Annotated in this window: 16 protein-coding genes; 11 read left to right on the top strand and 5 right to left on the bottom strand. The window is 63.9% G+C overall.

From position 1 onward, the window contains the following. Positions 1-407 precede the first annotated feature (407 nt). Entirely contained in the window at positions 408-1757 is a 1350-nt protein-coding gene (locus AWB80_RS33585; RefSeq protein ID WP_061178980.1) for a sensor histidine kinase, read from the top strand. Positions 1758-1912: 155 nt separating this feature from the next. Further along, a complete protein-coding gene (locus AWB80_RS33580; RefSeq protein ID WP_061179016.1) occupies positions 1913-2596 on the top strand; it encodes a response regulator transcription factor in 684 nt (227 codons plus the stop codon). Between the two features lie 12 nt (positions 2597-2608). On the opposite strand, the gene AWB80_RS33575 is transcribed toward AWB80_RS33580, so the two are convergent. Then, entirely contained in the window at positions 2609-2794 is a 186-nt protein-coding gene (locus AWB80_RS33575; protein ID WP_061178979.1) for a DUF3563 family protein, read from the bottom strand. A 241-nt stretch (positions 2795-3035) separates the two neighbouring features. Here AWB80_RS33575 and AWB80_RS33570 point away from each other — a divergent pair, with 241 nt between their 5' ends. From AWB80_RS33570 to AWB80_RS33545, 6 genes are all read left to right on the top strand, one after another. Further along, positions 3036-3401, top strand: a complete 366-nt coding sequence (locus tag AWB80_RS33570; RefSeq protein ID WP_061178978.1) for a hypothetical protein — start codon at positions 3036-3038, stop codon at positions 3399-3401. Positions 3402-3482: 81 nt separating this feature from the next. Next, complete coding sequence (dinB, locus tag AWB80_RS33565) at positions 3483-4658, top strand: DNA polymerase IV (RefSeq protein ID WP_425266908.1); 1176 nt, start codon at positions 3483-3485, stop codon at positions 4656-4658. Between the two features lie 164 nt (positions 4659-4822). Then, a complete protein-coding gene (locus AWB80_RS33560; RefSeq protein WP_087131800.1) occupies positions 4823-5734 on the top strand; it encodes a TauD/TfdA dioxygenase family protein in 912 nt (303 codons plus the stop codon). Between the two features lie 33 nt (positions 5735-5767). After that, positions 5768-6790 (top strand): ABC transporter substrate-binding protein, encoded by a 1023-nt coding sequence (locus AWB80_RS33555; protein ID WP_061178976.1) that lies wholly within the window; start codon positions 5768-5770, stop codon positions 6788-6790. 106 nt (positions 6791-6896) lie between these two features. Continuing rightward, the gene (locus AWB80_RS33550) at positions 6897-7718 is read left to right on the top strand and encodes an ABC transporter ATP-binding protein (RefSeq protein WP_061178975.1); all 822 of its coding nucleotides are present in this window, start codon (positions 6897-6899) and stop codon (positions 7716-7718) included. After that, positions 7715-8593: an ABC transporter permease gene (locus AWB80_RS33545; RefSeq protein WP_061178974.1), complete on the top strand. Its 879-nt coding sequence runs from the start codon at positions 7715-7717 to the stop codon at positions 8591-8593. Before AWB80_RS33550 ends, AWB80_RS33545 begins: the two co-directional genes overlap by 4 nt. Positions 8594-8600: 7 nt before the next feature. Here the strand turns inward: AWB80_RS33545 and AWB80_RS33540 are convergent, their stop codons facing one another. Further along, a complete protein-coding gene (locus AWB80_RS33540; RefSeq protein WP_061178973.1) occupies positions 8601-9494 on the bottom strand; it encodes a LysR family transcriptional regulator in 894 nt (297 codons plus the stop codon). 107 nt (positions 9495-9601) lie between these two features. Between AWB80_RS33540 and AWB80_RS33535 the strand changes: the two genes are divergently transcribed. After that, positions 9602-10606: an aldo/keto reductase gene (locus AWB80_RS33535; protein ID WP_061178972.1), complete on the top strand. Its 1005-nt coding sequence runs from the start codon at positions 9602-9604 to the stop codon at positions 10604-10606. A gap of 4 nt (positions 10607-10610) precedes the next feature. Here the strand turns inward: AWB80_RS33535 and AWB80_RS33530 are convergent, their stop codons facing one another. Next, positions 10611-11804, bottom strand: coding sequence for an MFS transporter (locus AWB80_RS33530; RefSeq protein WP_061178971.1), 1194 nt, complete (start codon positions 11802-11804; stop codon positions 10611-10613). 116 nt (positions 11805-11920) lie between these two features. Here AWB80_RS33530 and AWB80_RS33525 point away from each other — a divergent pair, with 116 nt between their 5' ends. Then, a complete protein-coding gene (locus AWB80_RS33525; RefSeq protein ID WP_061179014.1) occupies positions 11921-12733 on the top strand; it encodes an exodeoxyribonuclease III in 813 nt (270 codons plus the stop codon). Positions 12734-12736: 3 nt separating this feature from the next. On the opposite strand, the gene AWB80_RS33520 is transcribed toward AWB80_RS33525, so the two are convergent. Next, a complete protein-coding gene (locus tag AWB80_RS33520) occupies positions 12737-13561 on the bottom strand; it encodes an alpha/beta hydrolase (protein WP_061178970.1) in 825 nt (274 codons plus the stop codon). A 73-nt stretch (positions 13562-13634) separates the two neighbouring features. Continuing rightward, positions 13635-15005 (bottom strand): nucleobase:cation symporter-2 family protein, encoded by a 1371-nt coding sequence (locus AWB80_RS33515; RefSeq protein ID WP_061178969.1) that lies wholly within the window; start codon positions 15003-15005, stop codon positions 13635-13637. Between the two features lie 201 nt (positions 15006-15206). Here AWB80_RS33515 and AWB80_RS33510 point away from each other — a divergent pair, with 201 nt between their 5' ends. Continuing rightward, positions 15207-15554, top strand: a complete 348-nt coding sequence (locus tag AWB80_RS33510) for a response regulator (RefSeq protein ID WP_061178968.1) — start codon at positions 15207-15209, stop codon at positions 15552-15554. Positions 15555-15793 lie beyond the last annotated feature (239 nt).

Raw genomic sequence — 15793 nt, 5'->3', positions numbered from 1 at the left:
TGCGCGCGAGCGAAGCCATGCACGGTAGATGGAGATGCGGCGGCGGCGCCTGGCTTGCGAATTCCTTGCAGCCAAAGCAATGTCGCCGATGAAAATGCGCCGAATGCAATGTTATCCCGCGCGGCGAAACGCTGCTCGATGAAGCCTGCCGCGCGCTCATTCAACGCTAATTCTTCGCGCCTACGCTTGTTTTCGTGGACGGACGGCGCGCTTCCCCGGCGGCAGACGGTTCGTTCCACGGTTCTCGTGTATCTCCTCAGCCTTTGGCGCCGGCCGCGAGCGGACCGGCGTTTTTTTCCCGGCGAGCCAGGCACATGTCATCTTTCAGACCGAAATCCCCGGGAATGTCGCCTAGAATCGAACGGGCTGGCGAAACGCCCCGTTCCTTTCCGAAGCGGCGGACTCGAATGATCAAATCACTGAAGAATCAACTCGTCGTCGCGCTCGGGCTGCTCGTGACGGTGATCGGCATCGTGCAGGGCGTGAGTTCATATCAGTTGAGCAAGACCGGCATGAGCGCGCTGCTCGACATGCGGCTCGAACAGGTGGCCGCGCGCATGCGCGACGGCTACGCCGAAGGCATTCCGGAGAATCCCGCGCGCGGCTCGCAGGACGATCGCGATGTCGTCGTCGTCGTGTGGAAGCCCGATGTCGACCAGCCGTTCCGCACCACCGACCCGTCCCTGCATTTTCCGCGCGACGCGAAGCCGGGCTTCACCGGCGCCGAGGTCAACGACGAGCACTGGCGCATCTTCACGCGCCAGGAGCCGACCATGACGATTCAGGTCGCGCAACGTTCTTCGGTGCGCCGCGAGATCTCGCAGGAAGCCGCGACGCAAACGCTCTGGCCGATCGCCGTGCTGCTGCCGCTGGTGTGGATCGCGGTCGCGCTCGTCGTGCGGCGTTCGCTGCGGCAGTTGCATGAACTCGGCGCGGAAGTGCGCGCCATCGACATGAGTCATCTGCAGCCGCTGCCGACGGTCGGCGTGCCCACCGAGATCGCGCCCTTCATCCACTCGATCAACACGATGATCGAGCGCCTCGCGACCTCGATCGAAAAGGAGCGCAAGTTCATCGCCGATGCCGCGCACGAACTGCGCACGCCGCTCACCGCGCTTCAGCTTCAGGCGGATAACCTCGCGCCGCATATCGTCGCCGGCAATCAGGAGCGGTTTCAGGAATTGCGCAAGGGCATCGCGCGCAGCGGCAAGCTCATCGCGCAGCTTTTGCGGCTCGCGCGCGCCGATGCGCCCGTGGGCGGCACGCCGTTTTCGCGCGTGGATCTTTCGGAAGTGGTGACGGGCGCCGTCGCCGATGTGCTGCCGATCGCGATTGCGCGCGGCATGGACATCGGCGCGGAAGAAATGCTGAACGTGCATGTGCGCGCGGTCGAGACGGATATCGGCATGGCGGTGCGCAATCTCGTGTCGAACGCGGTCCGCTATACGCCCGATGGCGGCACCATCGATCTGCGCATGCGGCGCGACGGCGATCTGGTATGGGTCGATGTCGTCGATACGGGGCCGGGCATCGCGCCGGAGTTGCTGCCGCGCGTGTTCGACCGCTTCTTTCGCGCGAACCCGGACATCGAGGGCAGCGGGCTAGGTCTCTCCATCGTGAAGGCGATCGCCGCGCGTTACGGCGGCGACGTGACGCTCGAAAATCGCACTGACGGGCGTTCGGGCATCGTCGCATCGATCGGCTTTCCGGTCGAGGAAGTCAGCGAGAATGCGGCCGCGCCTGTATTGAACACATAAGGTTTTGCGCCGATTACAATGCATTCGCTGCGTGGCGCAAGGCGAATATCGGCGGTCAGGAAAAGCAATAGAAAAGACCGGTCGTGCGTTTTATTCGTTTGTGCCGCATTCCGGGCGCGTGGCGCGCGCCCTTCTCGCCGGGTGCGGGGTGGAACATGCGAATTCTCCTGATCGAAGACGACGTGCAGATCGGCACGAGCCTCATGCGTGCGCTCAAGGACGCCGACTACGCCGTGGACTGGGTGCGCGACGGCAACGCGGGCCGCGAGGCCATCGGCGCCGCCGAGTACACAGTGGTGCTGCTCGATCTCGGTTTGCCGGGCATGACCGGCATCGAGCTGCTGCGTCAGGCGCGCACCGCCGGCAACGCCACGCCCGTGCTGATCCTCACCGCGCGCGACGATCTCGACACGCGCGTGCAGGGCCTCGATCTCGGCGCCGACGACTATCTGCTCAAGCCCTTCGACATGCCCGAACTGCTCGCGCGCATCCGTGCGGTGCTGCGCCGCAAGGCGGGCTACGCGGTCTCGCGTCTCGGCGACGATTCGCTCTGCCTCAATCTCGATCAGCGCACGCTCACGTGCGGCGAGAATTCCGGCGTGCTGTCGGCGCGAGAATTCGCGCTGATGCACGCGCTTCTCGAACGCCCCGGCACCATCTTTTCGCGCGATCAGCTCGAGGATCGCCTTTACGGATGGGGCAAGGAAGTGGAGAGCAACGCGGTCGACGTGCTGATCCATTCGGTGCGCAAGAAATTCGGCGCGAGCGTCATTCGCAACGTGCGCGGGCTCGGCTGGACCGTGATGCTCGGGCAGGCGGGGCGCGAGGAAACGAAGTAGCGCGCGGCCGAATCACGGCGCATCGTGGTGGCGTCCGAGCGCGCCGCAGAAGTACATGTTGTAGTCGTGATCCTGCGTTTCTACCTGACGCATGCGGCGTTCGAGATCGGCGAGATCGCTCGACGACGCGAGATACTCGTCGCTGGCGTCGCGGTTGAGGAAAAGGCTGCCGAGGGATTTCGAAAAACGTTCAAACATGATGTGCTCCCGTCATTGAAAGAAGGCCTGTGTGGGGCCGACGGAAATCAGGTTATGCCGCGCGAATTAGAAGCGAATGAGAGCCGCGAACGACGGCCCGCTTCAAGCGCGATACCGCCCTTCGCATGACGAAGCGTTCGCCAGCGCACCGTGAAACCGATCGCATTGCGGGCAGCCACTGCCGCGCCGCACCATCCCGTGCTATCGTGTTTTCATAGGGGTTTCATACGGAACGGCCGCCATGAACGATGTGTCTCGTATCCTCAGTGCCCGCGACCGCGCCGAGTTGCTCTGCTGGCTCACGTGCGGCAGTCTCGGCGCGTACTATCTGAATGGCGACTGGCCGGCGGCCTCGTTTCACGTGCAGGCCGCGCACAAATGGCTCGACCGGCATCAACGGCTTGCGGACTGGCTCACGGTCGCCAAGCTCGCGGCCATCGCCCGTGAAATCGCCACCCAGCATTGCGCGATGCTCGAAGCCGACTGGGCGCGCGATGCCGTCGAGGAAATTCTCGACAGCGAAGATCTCAACTATCAATCGGATGTCGTGCGTCAGGTGTTCGACGATTGCCGCCGCGCGCTCGCCGAAAAGCGCACGCCGGAATGATTCCGCAATCCAGATAACGAAAGGCGCTGGCGCGAATTACTGTATGGATGTACAGTAAGTCATTTTGTTTTGAGCGCCGCAATGGACGCGCCGTCTTTGACATCCGCACCGCGCCGCATCGCGCATCTCGACATGGACGCGTTCTTCGCATCCGTCGAACTGCTGCGCTATCCCGAGTTGCGCGGCATGCCGGTCGTGGTCGGCGGCGGCCGCAGCGCGACGCCCGAAACGCTCCCCGACGGCACGCGCCGCTTCAGGCGTCTGCGTGACTACGCGGGCCGCGGCGTCGTCACCACGTCCACGTACGAAGCGCGCAAGTTCGGCGTCTTCTCCGCAATGGGCATGATGAAGGCCGCGCAACTCGCGCCCGACGCCATTCTCCTGCCGACCGACTTCGAGTCGTACCGCCATTACTCGCGCCTCTTCAAGGCGGCCATCGCGACCTTCACGGCGCAGATCGAGAATCGCGGCATCGACGAGATTTATATCGACGTGAGCGAGCTGCCCGGCGAGCCGGCGGAGATCGGCCGACGCATGAAGGACGCCGTGCGCGACGCGACCGGGCTGACATGCTCCATCTGCATCGCGCCGAACAAGCTGCTCGCGAAGATCGGCTCCGAGCTCGACAAGCCGGACGGTCTCACGCTCCTCACGATGGACGACCTGCCCACGCGCATCTGGCCGCTCGCCGCGCGCAAGGTGAACGGCATCGGTCCGAAGGCGAGCGAGAAGCTCGCGGCGCTCGGCATCGTCACGGTCGGCGATATCGCAGCAGCCGATCCCGGCCTGCTGCAGACGCACTTCGGTCACACGTATGCCGCGTGGCTCGCGCGCATCGCGCAGGGTCAGGACGAGCGGCCGGTCGTGGTGAGTTCGACGCCCAAGTCGATGAGCCGCGAGACCACCTTCGAACGCGACTTTCATCCGAAGCAGGACCGCGCGACCCTCACCAGGGAGTTCACCGGCCTGTGCACGCGCGTCGCCGAGGACTTGCAGCGCAAGGGCTATGTCGGGCGCACCGTGGGCATCAAGCTGCGCTTCGACGACTTCCGCACCGTGACGCGCGATCTGACCATTCCCGTGGCGACGGCCGATCCCGTCGAGATCCGCCGCGCCGCGACCGAATGCCTGAAGCGCATCGTGCTCGACCGGCGCATCCGGCTGCTCGGCGTCCGGGTCAGCGCGCTCGCCGGGCGCGATGAGAGCGGTTTTGTCGAGCCGGTGCAGGTCGAATTGCCGTTCGATATCGCCGATTAGTCGCGCTTGCCCAGGCATCAATGATCCGATCAATCCGCCCGGCTCACCGCTTTATCACGTCGACGCATAACCAAAGCTCGCATCGTTCGTTGCCGCCCGGATCGTCGCGCGTTAGATTCTTCGCTTCCCCGAAGTCATAGATTGCTATCCGCTCGACCGTGACGATTCAGACCGCCCCCAATCCCGCCCTCGCTTCACTCGCGACATCCGCGGAAGCCGCCGATCAACCCATCGAGATTCGCAAGTTCGACGCGCCGCTCGGCGCCGAAGTGATCGGGCTCGATCTGTCGAGGCCGCTGTCGCAAGCGGACTTCGCGCGCATTCATCGCGCGCATCTGGATCATCACGTCCTCGTGTTTCGCGATCAGCGCATCACGCCGGACGAACAGGTCGCGTTCAGCAAGCGCTTTGGCCCGCTGCAGATTCACGTGCTGCATCAGTTCGGGCTCGCGGGGCATCCGGAAGTGCTGATCGTGTCGAACATCGTCGAGAACGGCAGGCCGATCGGCCTCGGCGACGCGGGCCACTTCTGGCATTCGGACCTCTCGTACAAAGACAAGCCGAGCCTCGGTTCGCTGCTGCATGCGCAGGAGTTGCCGGCGCTCGGCGGCGACACGCTGTTCGCGAATCAGCATCTCGCGTGGGACACGCTGCCCGCGCATATGAAGCAGGCCGTCGAAGGCCGCGTTGCCGAGCATACCTATCTCGCCAAGTATGGCGAGTTGCAGAAGCGCAGTCCGTGGCGTCCGAATCTGTCGGCGGAGCAGGTTGCGCAGGTCAAGCCGGTGACGCATCCGATCGTGCGCACGCATCCGGAAACGAAGCGCCGCGCGCTCTTCGTCAGCGAGCATTTCACCACGCGCGTGATCGGTCTGCCCGAAGACGAAAGCCGCGCATTGCTCGCGGAACTGTTCGCGTACAGCACGCGGCCCGAGTTCATCTACCGGCATCAATGGCGCGAACGCGACATGGTGTTCTGGGACAACCGCTCGGTCATGCATCTCGCGGCGGGCACGCCGGATGATCAGAGGCGCAAGCTGTATCGCACGACCATCGAAGGCGACGCGCCTTTCTGAACACAAATATCGCTTAATTCACGGGGTTTTTCGATGCATTCTCGATCAGGGAAGGGCGCCGCACGCGCGCTCGTGGCCGCGCTCGCGGTTTCGCTCGGCATTACATCGGCGAGTGCGCATGCGGAAGGCACCTTGCGCATCGCCGAGCAGTTCGGCGTGGTGTATCTGCTGCTCAATGTCGCGCGCGATCAGAAGTTCATCGAGCAGGAAGGCAAGAAGGAAGGGCTCGATATCAAGGTCGACTGGGCGAAACTGTCGGGTGGTTCCAGCGTCAACGATGCGCTCTTGTCCGGTTCGGTCGATATCGCGGCGGCGGGCGTCGGCCCCTTGCTGACGATCTGGGACCGCACGCACGGACGGCAGAACGTGAAGGGCGTCGCGTCGCTCGGCAATTTCCCGTATTACCTCGTATCGAACGATCCGCGCGTGAAGACCATCGCGGATTTCACCGACAAGGACCGCATCGCGGTGCCGGCGGTCGGCGTGTCGGTGCAGTCGCGCATCCTGCAATACGCGGCCGCGAAGCAGTGGGGCGACAAGCAATACGACCGCCTCGACAAGCTCACGCAAGCGGTGCCGCATCCCGATGCGACGGCGGCGCTCATCGCGGGCGGCACGGAGATCAACGCGCACTTCGGCAATCCGCCGTTCCAGCAACAGGAACTCGCGGGCAATCCGAAGGCGCATATCGTGCTCAATTCATACGACGTGCTCGGCGGCCCCAGTTCCGCGACGGTGCTCTACGCGACCGAGAAATTCCGCAACGACAATCCGAAGACGTATCGCGCATTCGTCGCCGGTCTCGCCGATGCCGCGCGCTACATCACGCAGCATCCCGAGCAGGCCGCCGATATCTATCTGCGTGTGAACAACGCGAAGCTCGACCGCGATCTGCTCATCAAGGTGATCAAGGACCCGTCGGTGAAATTCACGGTCGCGCCGCAGAACACGCTGGCGCTCGCGAAATTCATGCATCGCGTCGGCGCGATTAAAAACGAGCCGAAGTCGTGGCAGGACTACTTCTTCAGCGATCCGGCGACGAAGGACGGAAGCTGAACGAAAGCGCGCTTATCGGCGAGCGCGAATTAGATATGCGCATTGATTGGTTAGTAACGACGCCATGCGCCGGTATCGTGTTCGTTTGCATTCGAGCACATTGAACATGGCCGCCAATCCCCAAGCGCTGTATTCGCGCGACGCCGATCCGAACATCGCGACGAGCAACAAGCTGCTCAGCGCGAAGAACGTCACGCTCGAATACCGCACGCCAGAACGTCTCGTGCGCGCGACGCACGATGTGAGCTTCGACGTGTACGGCGCCGACCGCTTCGTGCTGCTCGGGCCATCGGGCTGCGGCAAGTCGACCTTGCTCAAGGCTGTCGCCGGTTTCATCGAGCCCGTCGCGGGCAGCATCGAAATCGGCGGCGAGCGCGTGCGGGGTCCGGGCGCGGATCGCATCGTCGTGTTCCAGGAGTTCGATCAACTGCCGCCGTGGAAGACCGTCGTGCAGAACGTGGCCTTTCCGCTGCGCGTCGCGCGCAAGCTCGGCCGCGCCGAAGCACGCGAGCGCGCACTGCATTATCTCGACAAGGTCGGCCTCGCGAAATTCGCCGATGCCTATCCGCATACCTTATCGGGCGGCATGAAGCAGCGCGTCGCCATCGCGCGCGCGCTCGCGATGCAGCCGCGCGTGCTGCTGATGGACGAGCCGTTCGCCGCACTCGATGCGCTCACGCGCCGCCGCATGCAGGAAGAATTGCTGCGCCTGTGGAGCGACGAGCGCTTCACCTTGTTGTTCGTCACCCATTCGATCGAGGAAGCGCTGATCGTCGGCAATCGCATTCTGCTGCTGACGCCGCATCCGGGACGCGTGCGCGCCGAACTGAACAGTCATCAATACACGCAGGAAAGCATGGGTCGCGGCGAGTTTCAACAGAGCGTGGCGCGCATTCATCGTCTGCTGTTCGAAGAGGAGGCGCAATGAGCACGCCGCATCTGACCGTGCCGCCCGTGCGGCCCGAATACGAAGTCACGCCCGCCGCGTCGTTCGATGTCGAACCGCATGCGCCGCTGCCGCTGTCAAAGCGTCTCGCGGACCGCACGTGGCTGCGCAAGTCCATCATCGCGATCGTGCTGATCGCGCTGTGGGAGATCGCCGCGCGCGCCGTCGACAACGATCTGCTGCTGCCGACTTTCAGCGCGACGTTCGTCGCGTTCGTGCAGGGCATCGCGTCGGGCGAGCTGATCGAGAAGATCGGCATTTCGATGTCGGTGTTGTTGCGCGGCTATGCGCTCGGCGCGGCGCTCGCGTTCCTGCTGACATCGCTTGCGGTATCGACGCGTATCGGACGCGACATCCTTTCGATGCTCACCGCGATGTTCAATCCGCTGCCGTCCATCGCGCTGTTGCCGCTCGCGTTGCTGTGGTTCGGCCTCGGCACGGGAAGCCTGCTGTTCGTGCTCGTGCATTCGGTGTTGTGGCCGCTCGCGCTCAATACGTACGCCGGTTTTCAGGCGGTGCCCTCGACGCTGCGCATGACGGGCCGCAACTACGGCCTCAACGGTATGCGGCACGTGATGCTGATTCTCGTGCCCGCCGCATTGCCGTCGATCCTCGCGGGGCTGCGGGTGGGCTGGGCATTCGCGTGGCGCACGCTGATCGCGGCGGAACTCGTGTTCGGCGCGAGCTCGGGCAAGGGCGGTCTCGGCTGGTACATCTTCCAGAACCGCAACGAGCTGTATACGGATCGCGTGTTCGCGGGACTGGCCGCGGTCATCGTGATCGGGCTTGCGGTGGAGCATCTCGTGTTCGATACCTTCGAGCGCGTGACGGTGCGGCGCTGGGGCGTGCAGCAATAAGCGACGCTCAGCTTCCAGCCCGAATGAAATCGATGAACGCGCGCAGCGGCCCCGGCATGTGCGCGCGGCTCGGATAATATAGCCTCGGCCCTGTGAAGCTCTGCCACCACGGCTTGAGCACGGGCACGAGCGCGCCGCTGTCGATGGCTTCGCGCACGAATTCGTCGAATGTATAGACGAGCCCCAGTCCGGCGACGGCACACGCGCGGCTGACCTCGATCGACGAGGTCACGAGCGGCCCTTGCGGCACGATGCGTATCACGTCCTTGCCGCGCATGAATTCCCACACCGCCAGCACGCCGCTTTCGAAGCGATGGCCGATGCACGCGTGATTCACCAGATCGCGCGGATGCTTCGGCTCGCCGTGCGCCGCAAGATAAGCGGGCGCCGCGACCGCGACGAAGTGCTGCGTCGACGGTCCGATCGGCACGGCGATCATGTCGCGCTCGATGCGTTCGTCATAGCGAATGCCCGCATCGAAACCGGCGGCGAGCACGTCGATGAAGTTATCGCTCGCGCTGAGTTCCAGCGTGATGCCCGGATGCGCCGCGAGAAAACGCGCGATGATCGGCGGCAGCACTTCGCGCGACACGATGGTCGGCACGTTCAGGCGCAGCGTGCCGGTGGGGCTGTCGCGGAAACCGTTCACGGCATCGAGCGCGCCCGCGATTTCCGTGAAGGCAGGCGCGAGGCGCTCGATCAGCCGTTCGCCCGCTTCGGTCGGCGTGACGCTGCGCGTCGTGCGATTCAGAAGCCGCACGCCCAGACGCGTTTCGAGCCGCCGAATCGCCTCGCTCAGCGACGACGCCGACACGCCCCGCAACAATGCCGCCTGCCTGAAGCCGCGCGAGCGCGCGACCGCCAGAAACGCATGCAGATCCGACAGGTCCGGTTCGTTCATTGTTCGCCTCGGCGCACAGCCCATGCAGATTAAGGCGGATTATCGCACGCGTGGTTTGCTCCCATAATCTCCGTCATCCCTTCTTTCTTCTTCAGCGGAGAACCATCATGGAACAACACGGACTCGGCAAGACCGGACCGCAGGTGTCGGTCATCGGGCTCGGATGCATGGGCATGTCGGGCATGTACGGGCCGTCGGATCGCGCGGAAAGCATCGCCACGATTCACGCCGCGCTCGAAGCGGGCGTCATGCTGCTCGACACCGGCGACTTCTACGGCATGGGACACAACGAGATGCTGATCGGCGAGGCGTTGCGCAGCGCGCCGCCTTCACGCCGCGACGCCGCGATTCTCAGCGTGAAGTTCGGCGGCATGCGCGACCCGGCGGGCAACTTCATCGCGTTCGATGGCCGTCCCGTTGCCGTGAAGAATTCGCTCGCGTACACCTTGCAGCGCCTGGGCGTGGATCATATCGACATCTACCGGCCCGCGCGCCTCGATGCGAACGTGCCGGTCGAAGACACCGTCGGCGCGATCGCCGACATGATTCAGGCGGGCTACGTGCGTCATGTGGGGCTGTCGGAAGTGGGCGCGCAGACGATCCGCAAGGCCGCCGCCGTGCATCCGGTCTGCGACCTGCAGATCGAGTATTCGCTGATCTCGCGCGGCATCGAGCAAGCGATCCTGCCGGCGTGCCGGGAACTGGGCATCGGGATTACCGCGTATGGCGTGCTGTCGCGCGGACTCATCAGCGGACACTGGAGCAAGGACGCCGCGCAAACGGGCGACTGGCGCGCGAACAGCCCGCGCTTTCAGCAAGGCAACGTCGAACGCAATCTCGCGCTCGTCGATGCGTTGCGCGCGATCGCCGATGCAAAGGGCGTGAGCGTCGCGCAGATCGCGATCGCGTGGGTGCTCGCGCAGGGCGACGACATCGTGCCGGTGATCGGCGCGCGCCGTCGCGATCGGCTGACGGAATCGCTCGGCGCGCTCGACATCACGCTCACGGAAGACGAGCGCGCGGCGATCGAAGCGGCGGTGCCGAGAGACGCGGCGGCGGGTGATCGCTACGAGGCCGTGCAGATGGCGCATCTCGATAGCGAGAAGCGCTAGGCGTTCAGTTCTTGCGCAGAAAGACCCACGCGTTGAACGCGGCGCCCACGAACATCAGCACGCTCGTCATCACGAAGACAGAGGGCATGCCCGAATGCGCGGCGATGAAGCCGCCCGCGAGCGGCCCCGTCACCTGTCCGATGTATTGCGCCGAGGTCGCGTAGCCGAGGATGTAGCCGACCGCGTGATCGGGCACGTTGTGGCGCACGACGCTCGTGATCGCGGGCAGCAGGCCGCCGAGTGCGAGGCCCATCAGAAAGCGCAGCACGACGAGTTGCGTGCCGTTGGTGACGAAGATCTGCGGAATCAGCAGCACGCCGCATGCGGCGAGACAGCCGACGATCACCTTCGGCGCGCCGACGCGATCCGCGAGCCGCCCGATGCGCGGCGCCGCGAGCACGCTGCCGAGCGCTGCGGCGGACATCACGAAGCCCGCGACGAGCGTCACCTGCTTCGGGTCCTTCACGAGCTGCGATACATACACGGTGATGATCGGCTCGATCGACATATTGGCGAACATGAGCAGCATCGCGCTCGCGAGCATGCCGATCACGGGCGTGAGGAGCGGCACGTCGCGCCAGCCGCCGCGCGGCTTCGTTTTCGCGTGATCGGGCGCGCGGCGTTCTTCCTTCACGAGAAGCGTCGTCATGATGAACGAGCAGAAGATGAGGCCGCCCGCGAGAAAGAACGTCGCGCGTATGCCGATCAGACCCGGCAACAGCCCGCCGATGAGCGGCCCGACGAGATTGCCCGCCATCATGCCCGCCGCGTGCGTGCCGAGCGCCCACGCGGTGCGGTGCTTCGGCGTCTGCGTTGCGATCATGACGATGGCGCCGCTCGCATAGCCGCCGACGAGTCCCGCGAGAAAGCGCATCGCCACGAGCTGCCAGACCGTCTGCACGACGCCGAGCAGCGACATCGTGATGGCCATGCCGAGGCTCGCGCGGATCAGGATCGGCTTGCGGCCGTAGCGGTCGGCGAGCCGTCCCCAGAGCGGCGCGACGAGGCCCGCCGCGAGAAAGGTCGCGCCGAACGCGACGCCCGACCATTGCACCGCCGCCTCCACCGACGACGCGCCCAGTTGCTGCACATAGAGCGGCAGGAAGGGCAGCAGCAGCGTCATCGCCATGATGGTCGTGAACGAGCCGAATACGCAGACGTAGAGATTGCGCTGCCAGTGAGGGGAGCCTTCGGACATGGATGCGGGCGGGTGTCGGGATAAGCGTGAGACTTTCGCAGATTTTGCGGCGGCGCGCTCGGCGCATCATGCGGCACGCAAACTGCGACGCGTGTACGATCGATTCCGATCCACCGATGGAGAGACGCCGAGTGAAAATCGCGACCTTCAACATCAACGGCATCCGTCCGCGGCTCGGCGCCTTGCTGACATGGCTCGAACGCGAATCGCCGGATATCGTCTGCCTGCAGGAACTGAAGGCGACGGACGCGCAGTTTCCCGCCGACGCGATCGCGAACGCGGGCTATGGCGCGCTATGGCATGGACAGCAATCGTGGAACGGCGTGGCGATTCTCGCGAAGGATGCCGAGCCCGTGCTGAGCCGGCGCGGGCTGCCCGGTTTCGAGGACGACACGCATAGCCGATATATCGAAGCGGCGGTGGGCGGCCTGGTGATCGGCTGTCTTTATCTTCCGAACGGCAATCCGCAGCCCGGTCCGAAGTTCGATTACAAGCTCGCGTGGTTCGAGCGTTTCAACGCGCATGCGGAGAAATTGTTCGAGAGCGGTCATCCGGTCGTGCTCGCGGGCGATTACAACGTCGTGCCCACCGACGAGGATATCTATAACACGCGCTCGTGGCTCAAGGACGCGCTGCTGCAACCGGAGAGCCGCGCGGCCTATGCGGACCTGCTCGCGCAGGGCTGGACGGACGCGTTGCGCAAGATGTTTCCCGATGAGCGCATCTACACTTTCTGGGATTACTTCCGCAATCACTGGCAGACCAACTCGGGACTGCGCATCGATCATATTCTGCTCAGCAAGGATCTCGCTGAGAAGCTGGAGCATGCGGGCGTCGATACATGGGTGCGCGGCGAGCCGCATGCGAGCGATCATGCGCCGACGTGGGTGACGCTCAAGCTCGGGCGCAGCAGGAAGAAGGCTGCCTAGTCTTTACGCCTGTACGGCATCGCGCGTCGACTGCAGCGATTCGAGGAACTGCATGACGTGTTCGCGGCCGCCCATCGTCCATGGATCGAGATGGTCGGCGTTTTCGATGAGCGCGAGTCGCTTGTCGCCGCGCGCTGCGTCGAAGAGGCGCTGGAAGTGCGCGGGGGGAATCACGCCGTCTTTCGTGCCGCCGTAGATCAGCAGCGGCGCATCGATGACCGCGATCTTCGAAAGACTGTCGTAGCGGTCGCGTGCGAAGAGGCGCACGGGGAAGAGCCAGAAGCGTTTCGCTGCCACATCGACGATGCTCGTGAAGGGCGCTTCGAGGATCAACGCGCTGATCCTTGCTTCGCTGGCCAGTTGCACGGCGACGCCCGAGCCGAGCGAATAGCCGTGCAGCACGATGTTCGTGGAATGCGCGGCGGCGTGGGCGTAGGCGGCGCGGGCATCGGCGTAGAGGCCGGCTTCGTGGGGCTTGCCGGAATTGCCGCCGTAGCCGCGGTATTCGGCGAGGAGCACACCGTAGCCTGCTTCGATCATTTCGAGCGCGATATGGGCGCGCTGGGTGAGGTCTTCGCCGTTGCCGTGGAAGAGGATGATCGTGGGGGTGGTTCTGGTTGGGGGCGCTCTGTAGCGCATGGTCAGGGTTATGGCGTCTTCGGTTTTCACCGTTATCGGTTCGGTGAGTGTCTCCAGTTCGGGGTTTTTCAAAGCCTCGATCTGTTCGAGTGGATAAACGAGCCTTCCTTGTAGCCAGTAGAGCCCCGCCAGGGATATGGCGTAAGTGATGGCTATCGCGGTCAGAAGAATCCACAGGACTTCGCGCATTTTTTCTTCGGAGGCGGCGTTTGGGGTCCTCTATATGGTAGTGGGTTTGTCCGGGTTTGGCGAAAGCAACAAATCATTCCCTGACATCCACATCCCCTTGCCGAAGGCTCAACGGCATCTCGGCAGCGATCTCCATCTCGATGTCCCCCGAATCGCGCCCGCGATTGAACAGCGCATTGAGCAAGATAGCAAACACCGCAGCCAGTGTGATTCCGCTGTGCGTCAGCGGCCCCGCCCACGCCGGCATGTGCGCAAAAAACGCGGGCGCAACAAGTGGAATCACGCCCACCCCCAAGCTGATCGCGATAATAAGCAAGTTGTTCTTGCTGTCGAAATCGACCTTGCTCAGGATCTTGACGCCAGTCGCCGCGACCATCCCGAACATCGCGATCCCCGCGCCCCCGAGCACGACGACCGGTATCGAAGCAATCAGATTGGAAAGCTTCGGCAACAACCCGAGCAGAATCAAGATCACCCCCGACACCGCAACGACCCAGCGGCTCTTCACGCCCGTAATCCCCACCAGCCCGATGTTCTGCGAAAACGACGAATGCGGGAACGTATTGAAGATGCCGCCGATCACCGTGCCGAGACCATCGGTACGCAACCCGCGCGTCGCATCGATACGGGACACCGGCCTCATCGCGAGGTCGCCGAGTGCGAGAAACATGCCGAGCGATTCCACCATGATGACGACCATCACGAGGCACAGCGACGCGATCGCCGCGATATCGAAAGTCGGCATGCCGAACGCGAACGGCCGCACCGGCGCGAACCACGCGGCCTGACCGATGCCCGAGAAATCGACGAAGCCGAGCGGCAACGCGATCGCAAAGCCGATCGCCATGCCCAGCAACACCGAAATATTCGCGATGAAACCCTTCAGGTACTTGTTGATGAGCAGAATCGCAAGCAACACGATGGCCGCGATCATCAGGTTCTTCGGCTCGCCGAAATTCGCCGCGCCGCGCCCGCCGCCCGCCCAGTTGATCGCCACCGGAAAGAGCGTCATGCCGATCGTGAGAATGATCGTGCCCGTGACGATTGGTGGAAAGAAACGCATCAGCCGCCCGAAGAACGGCGCGATCAAAATAGCGAACACGCCCGCCGCAATGGTCGCGCCGAATATCGACGTAAGCCCCGCGCCGGACGAAGCCATCGCGACCATCGGCCCGACCGGCGCGAAGCTCACGCCCATGATGACCGGCAGCCGTATGCCGAACTTCCATACGCCGATGCACTGCACCAGCGTGACGATCCCGCACGCAAAAAGGTCCGAACTGATTAGAAACGCGATCTGCTCCTTCGGCAGCTTCAACGCCGCGCCGATGATGAGCGGCACCGCGATCGCGCCCGCGTACATCACGAGCACGTGCTGTATGCCGACCGCAAGCATCTGACCGATGGGCAGCACTTCGTCGACGGGATGGATCGTTTGGGCCATGTGCGCTCCGGCGGGTCGATAGAGACAGTCGCCCGAGTATTGCACCGCCCGCTACACAAAAAAATATTCGCGCCGCTATACATGGCATGGCATGTCGATACAGCTTCCAGCGGACAAAGCCTCGCCGCTGACGGAATGAAAGCATGAGCGTGATCGGCGATGCACTACACTGTCTGACGCGTCGAACCGGAGCGAGCCACGATGCACCTGCTATTCGTCGATGACAATCGCGCCTGTGTCGAGACTCTCGTCGACATCGCAAGCGGGCTGGGCCATACGTCGGCCGTCGCGCACGACGGCGCCGGTTGCCTCGCGCTCGCATCGCGCGAGCATTTCGACAGCATCTTCCTCGACATTTCGCTACCGGACTCCGACGGCCGCGAAATCTGCACCGCGATCCGCGCGGCAGGCCCGAACAGCGGCGCACGCATCATCGCGATGACCGGCCACACCGATTTCGTCGCGACGAGCGGCGAGACCCGCTTCGACGGCTTTCTTCTCAAGCCTATCAGCCTGCAGGCGCTCGAACTCTTTCTGCTGTCGCGCTGAAGGTTCACGCGTTCGTCAGGAGATTTGACCGGTCTTTGTTCAGCCTGCCGCGAACGACCGGCAGCAATTTCCGAATCACCCCGAACATGGCGTCGTGCGGCATAACTATCCGCCAATCCCTTGCGCCATAAGGCTTTCCGGACTGTCGAATTTCGGGGCGGCATGCTACATTCCGAGCGCCTTGCGTCGCGCTTGATGTCGATGAACATCGCGGCGGCGCAACAAACCAATCACATCAT

The sequence above is a fragment of the Caballeronia pedi genome (genome assembly GCF_001544915.2).
Classification (GTDB): Bacteria; Pseudomonadota; Gammaproteobacteria; order Burkholderiales; family Burkholderiaceae; genus Caballeronia; species Caballeronia pedi.
The sequence above is the reverse complement of the archived record's forward strand: the minus strand, read 5'-3'. Positions and strand labels throughout refer to the sequence as shown.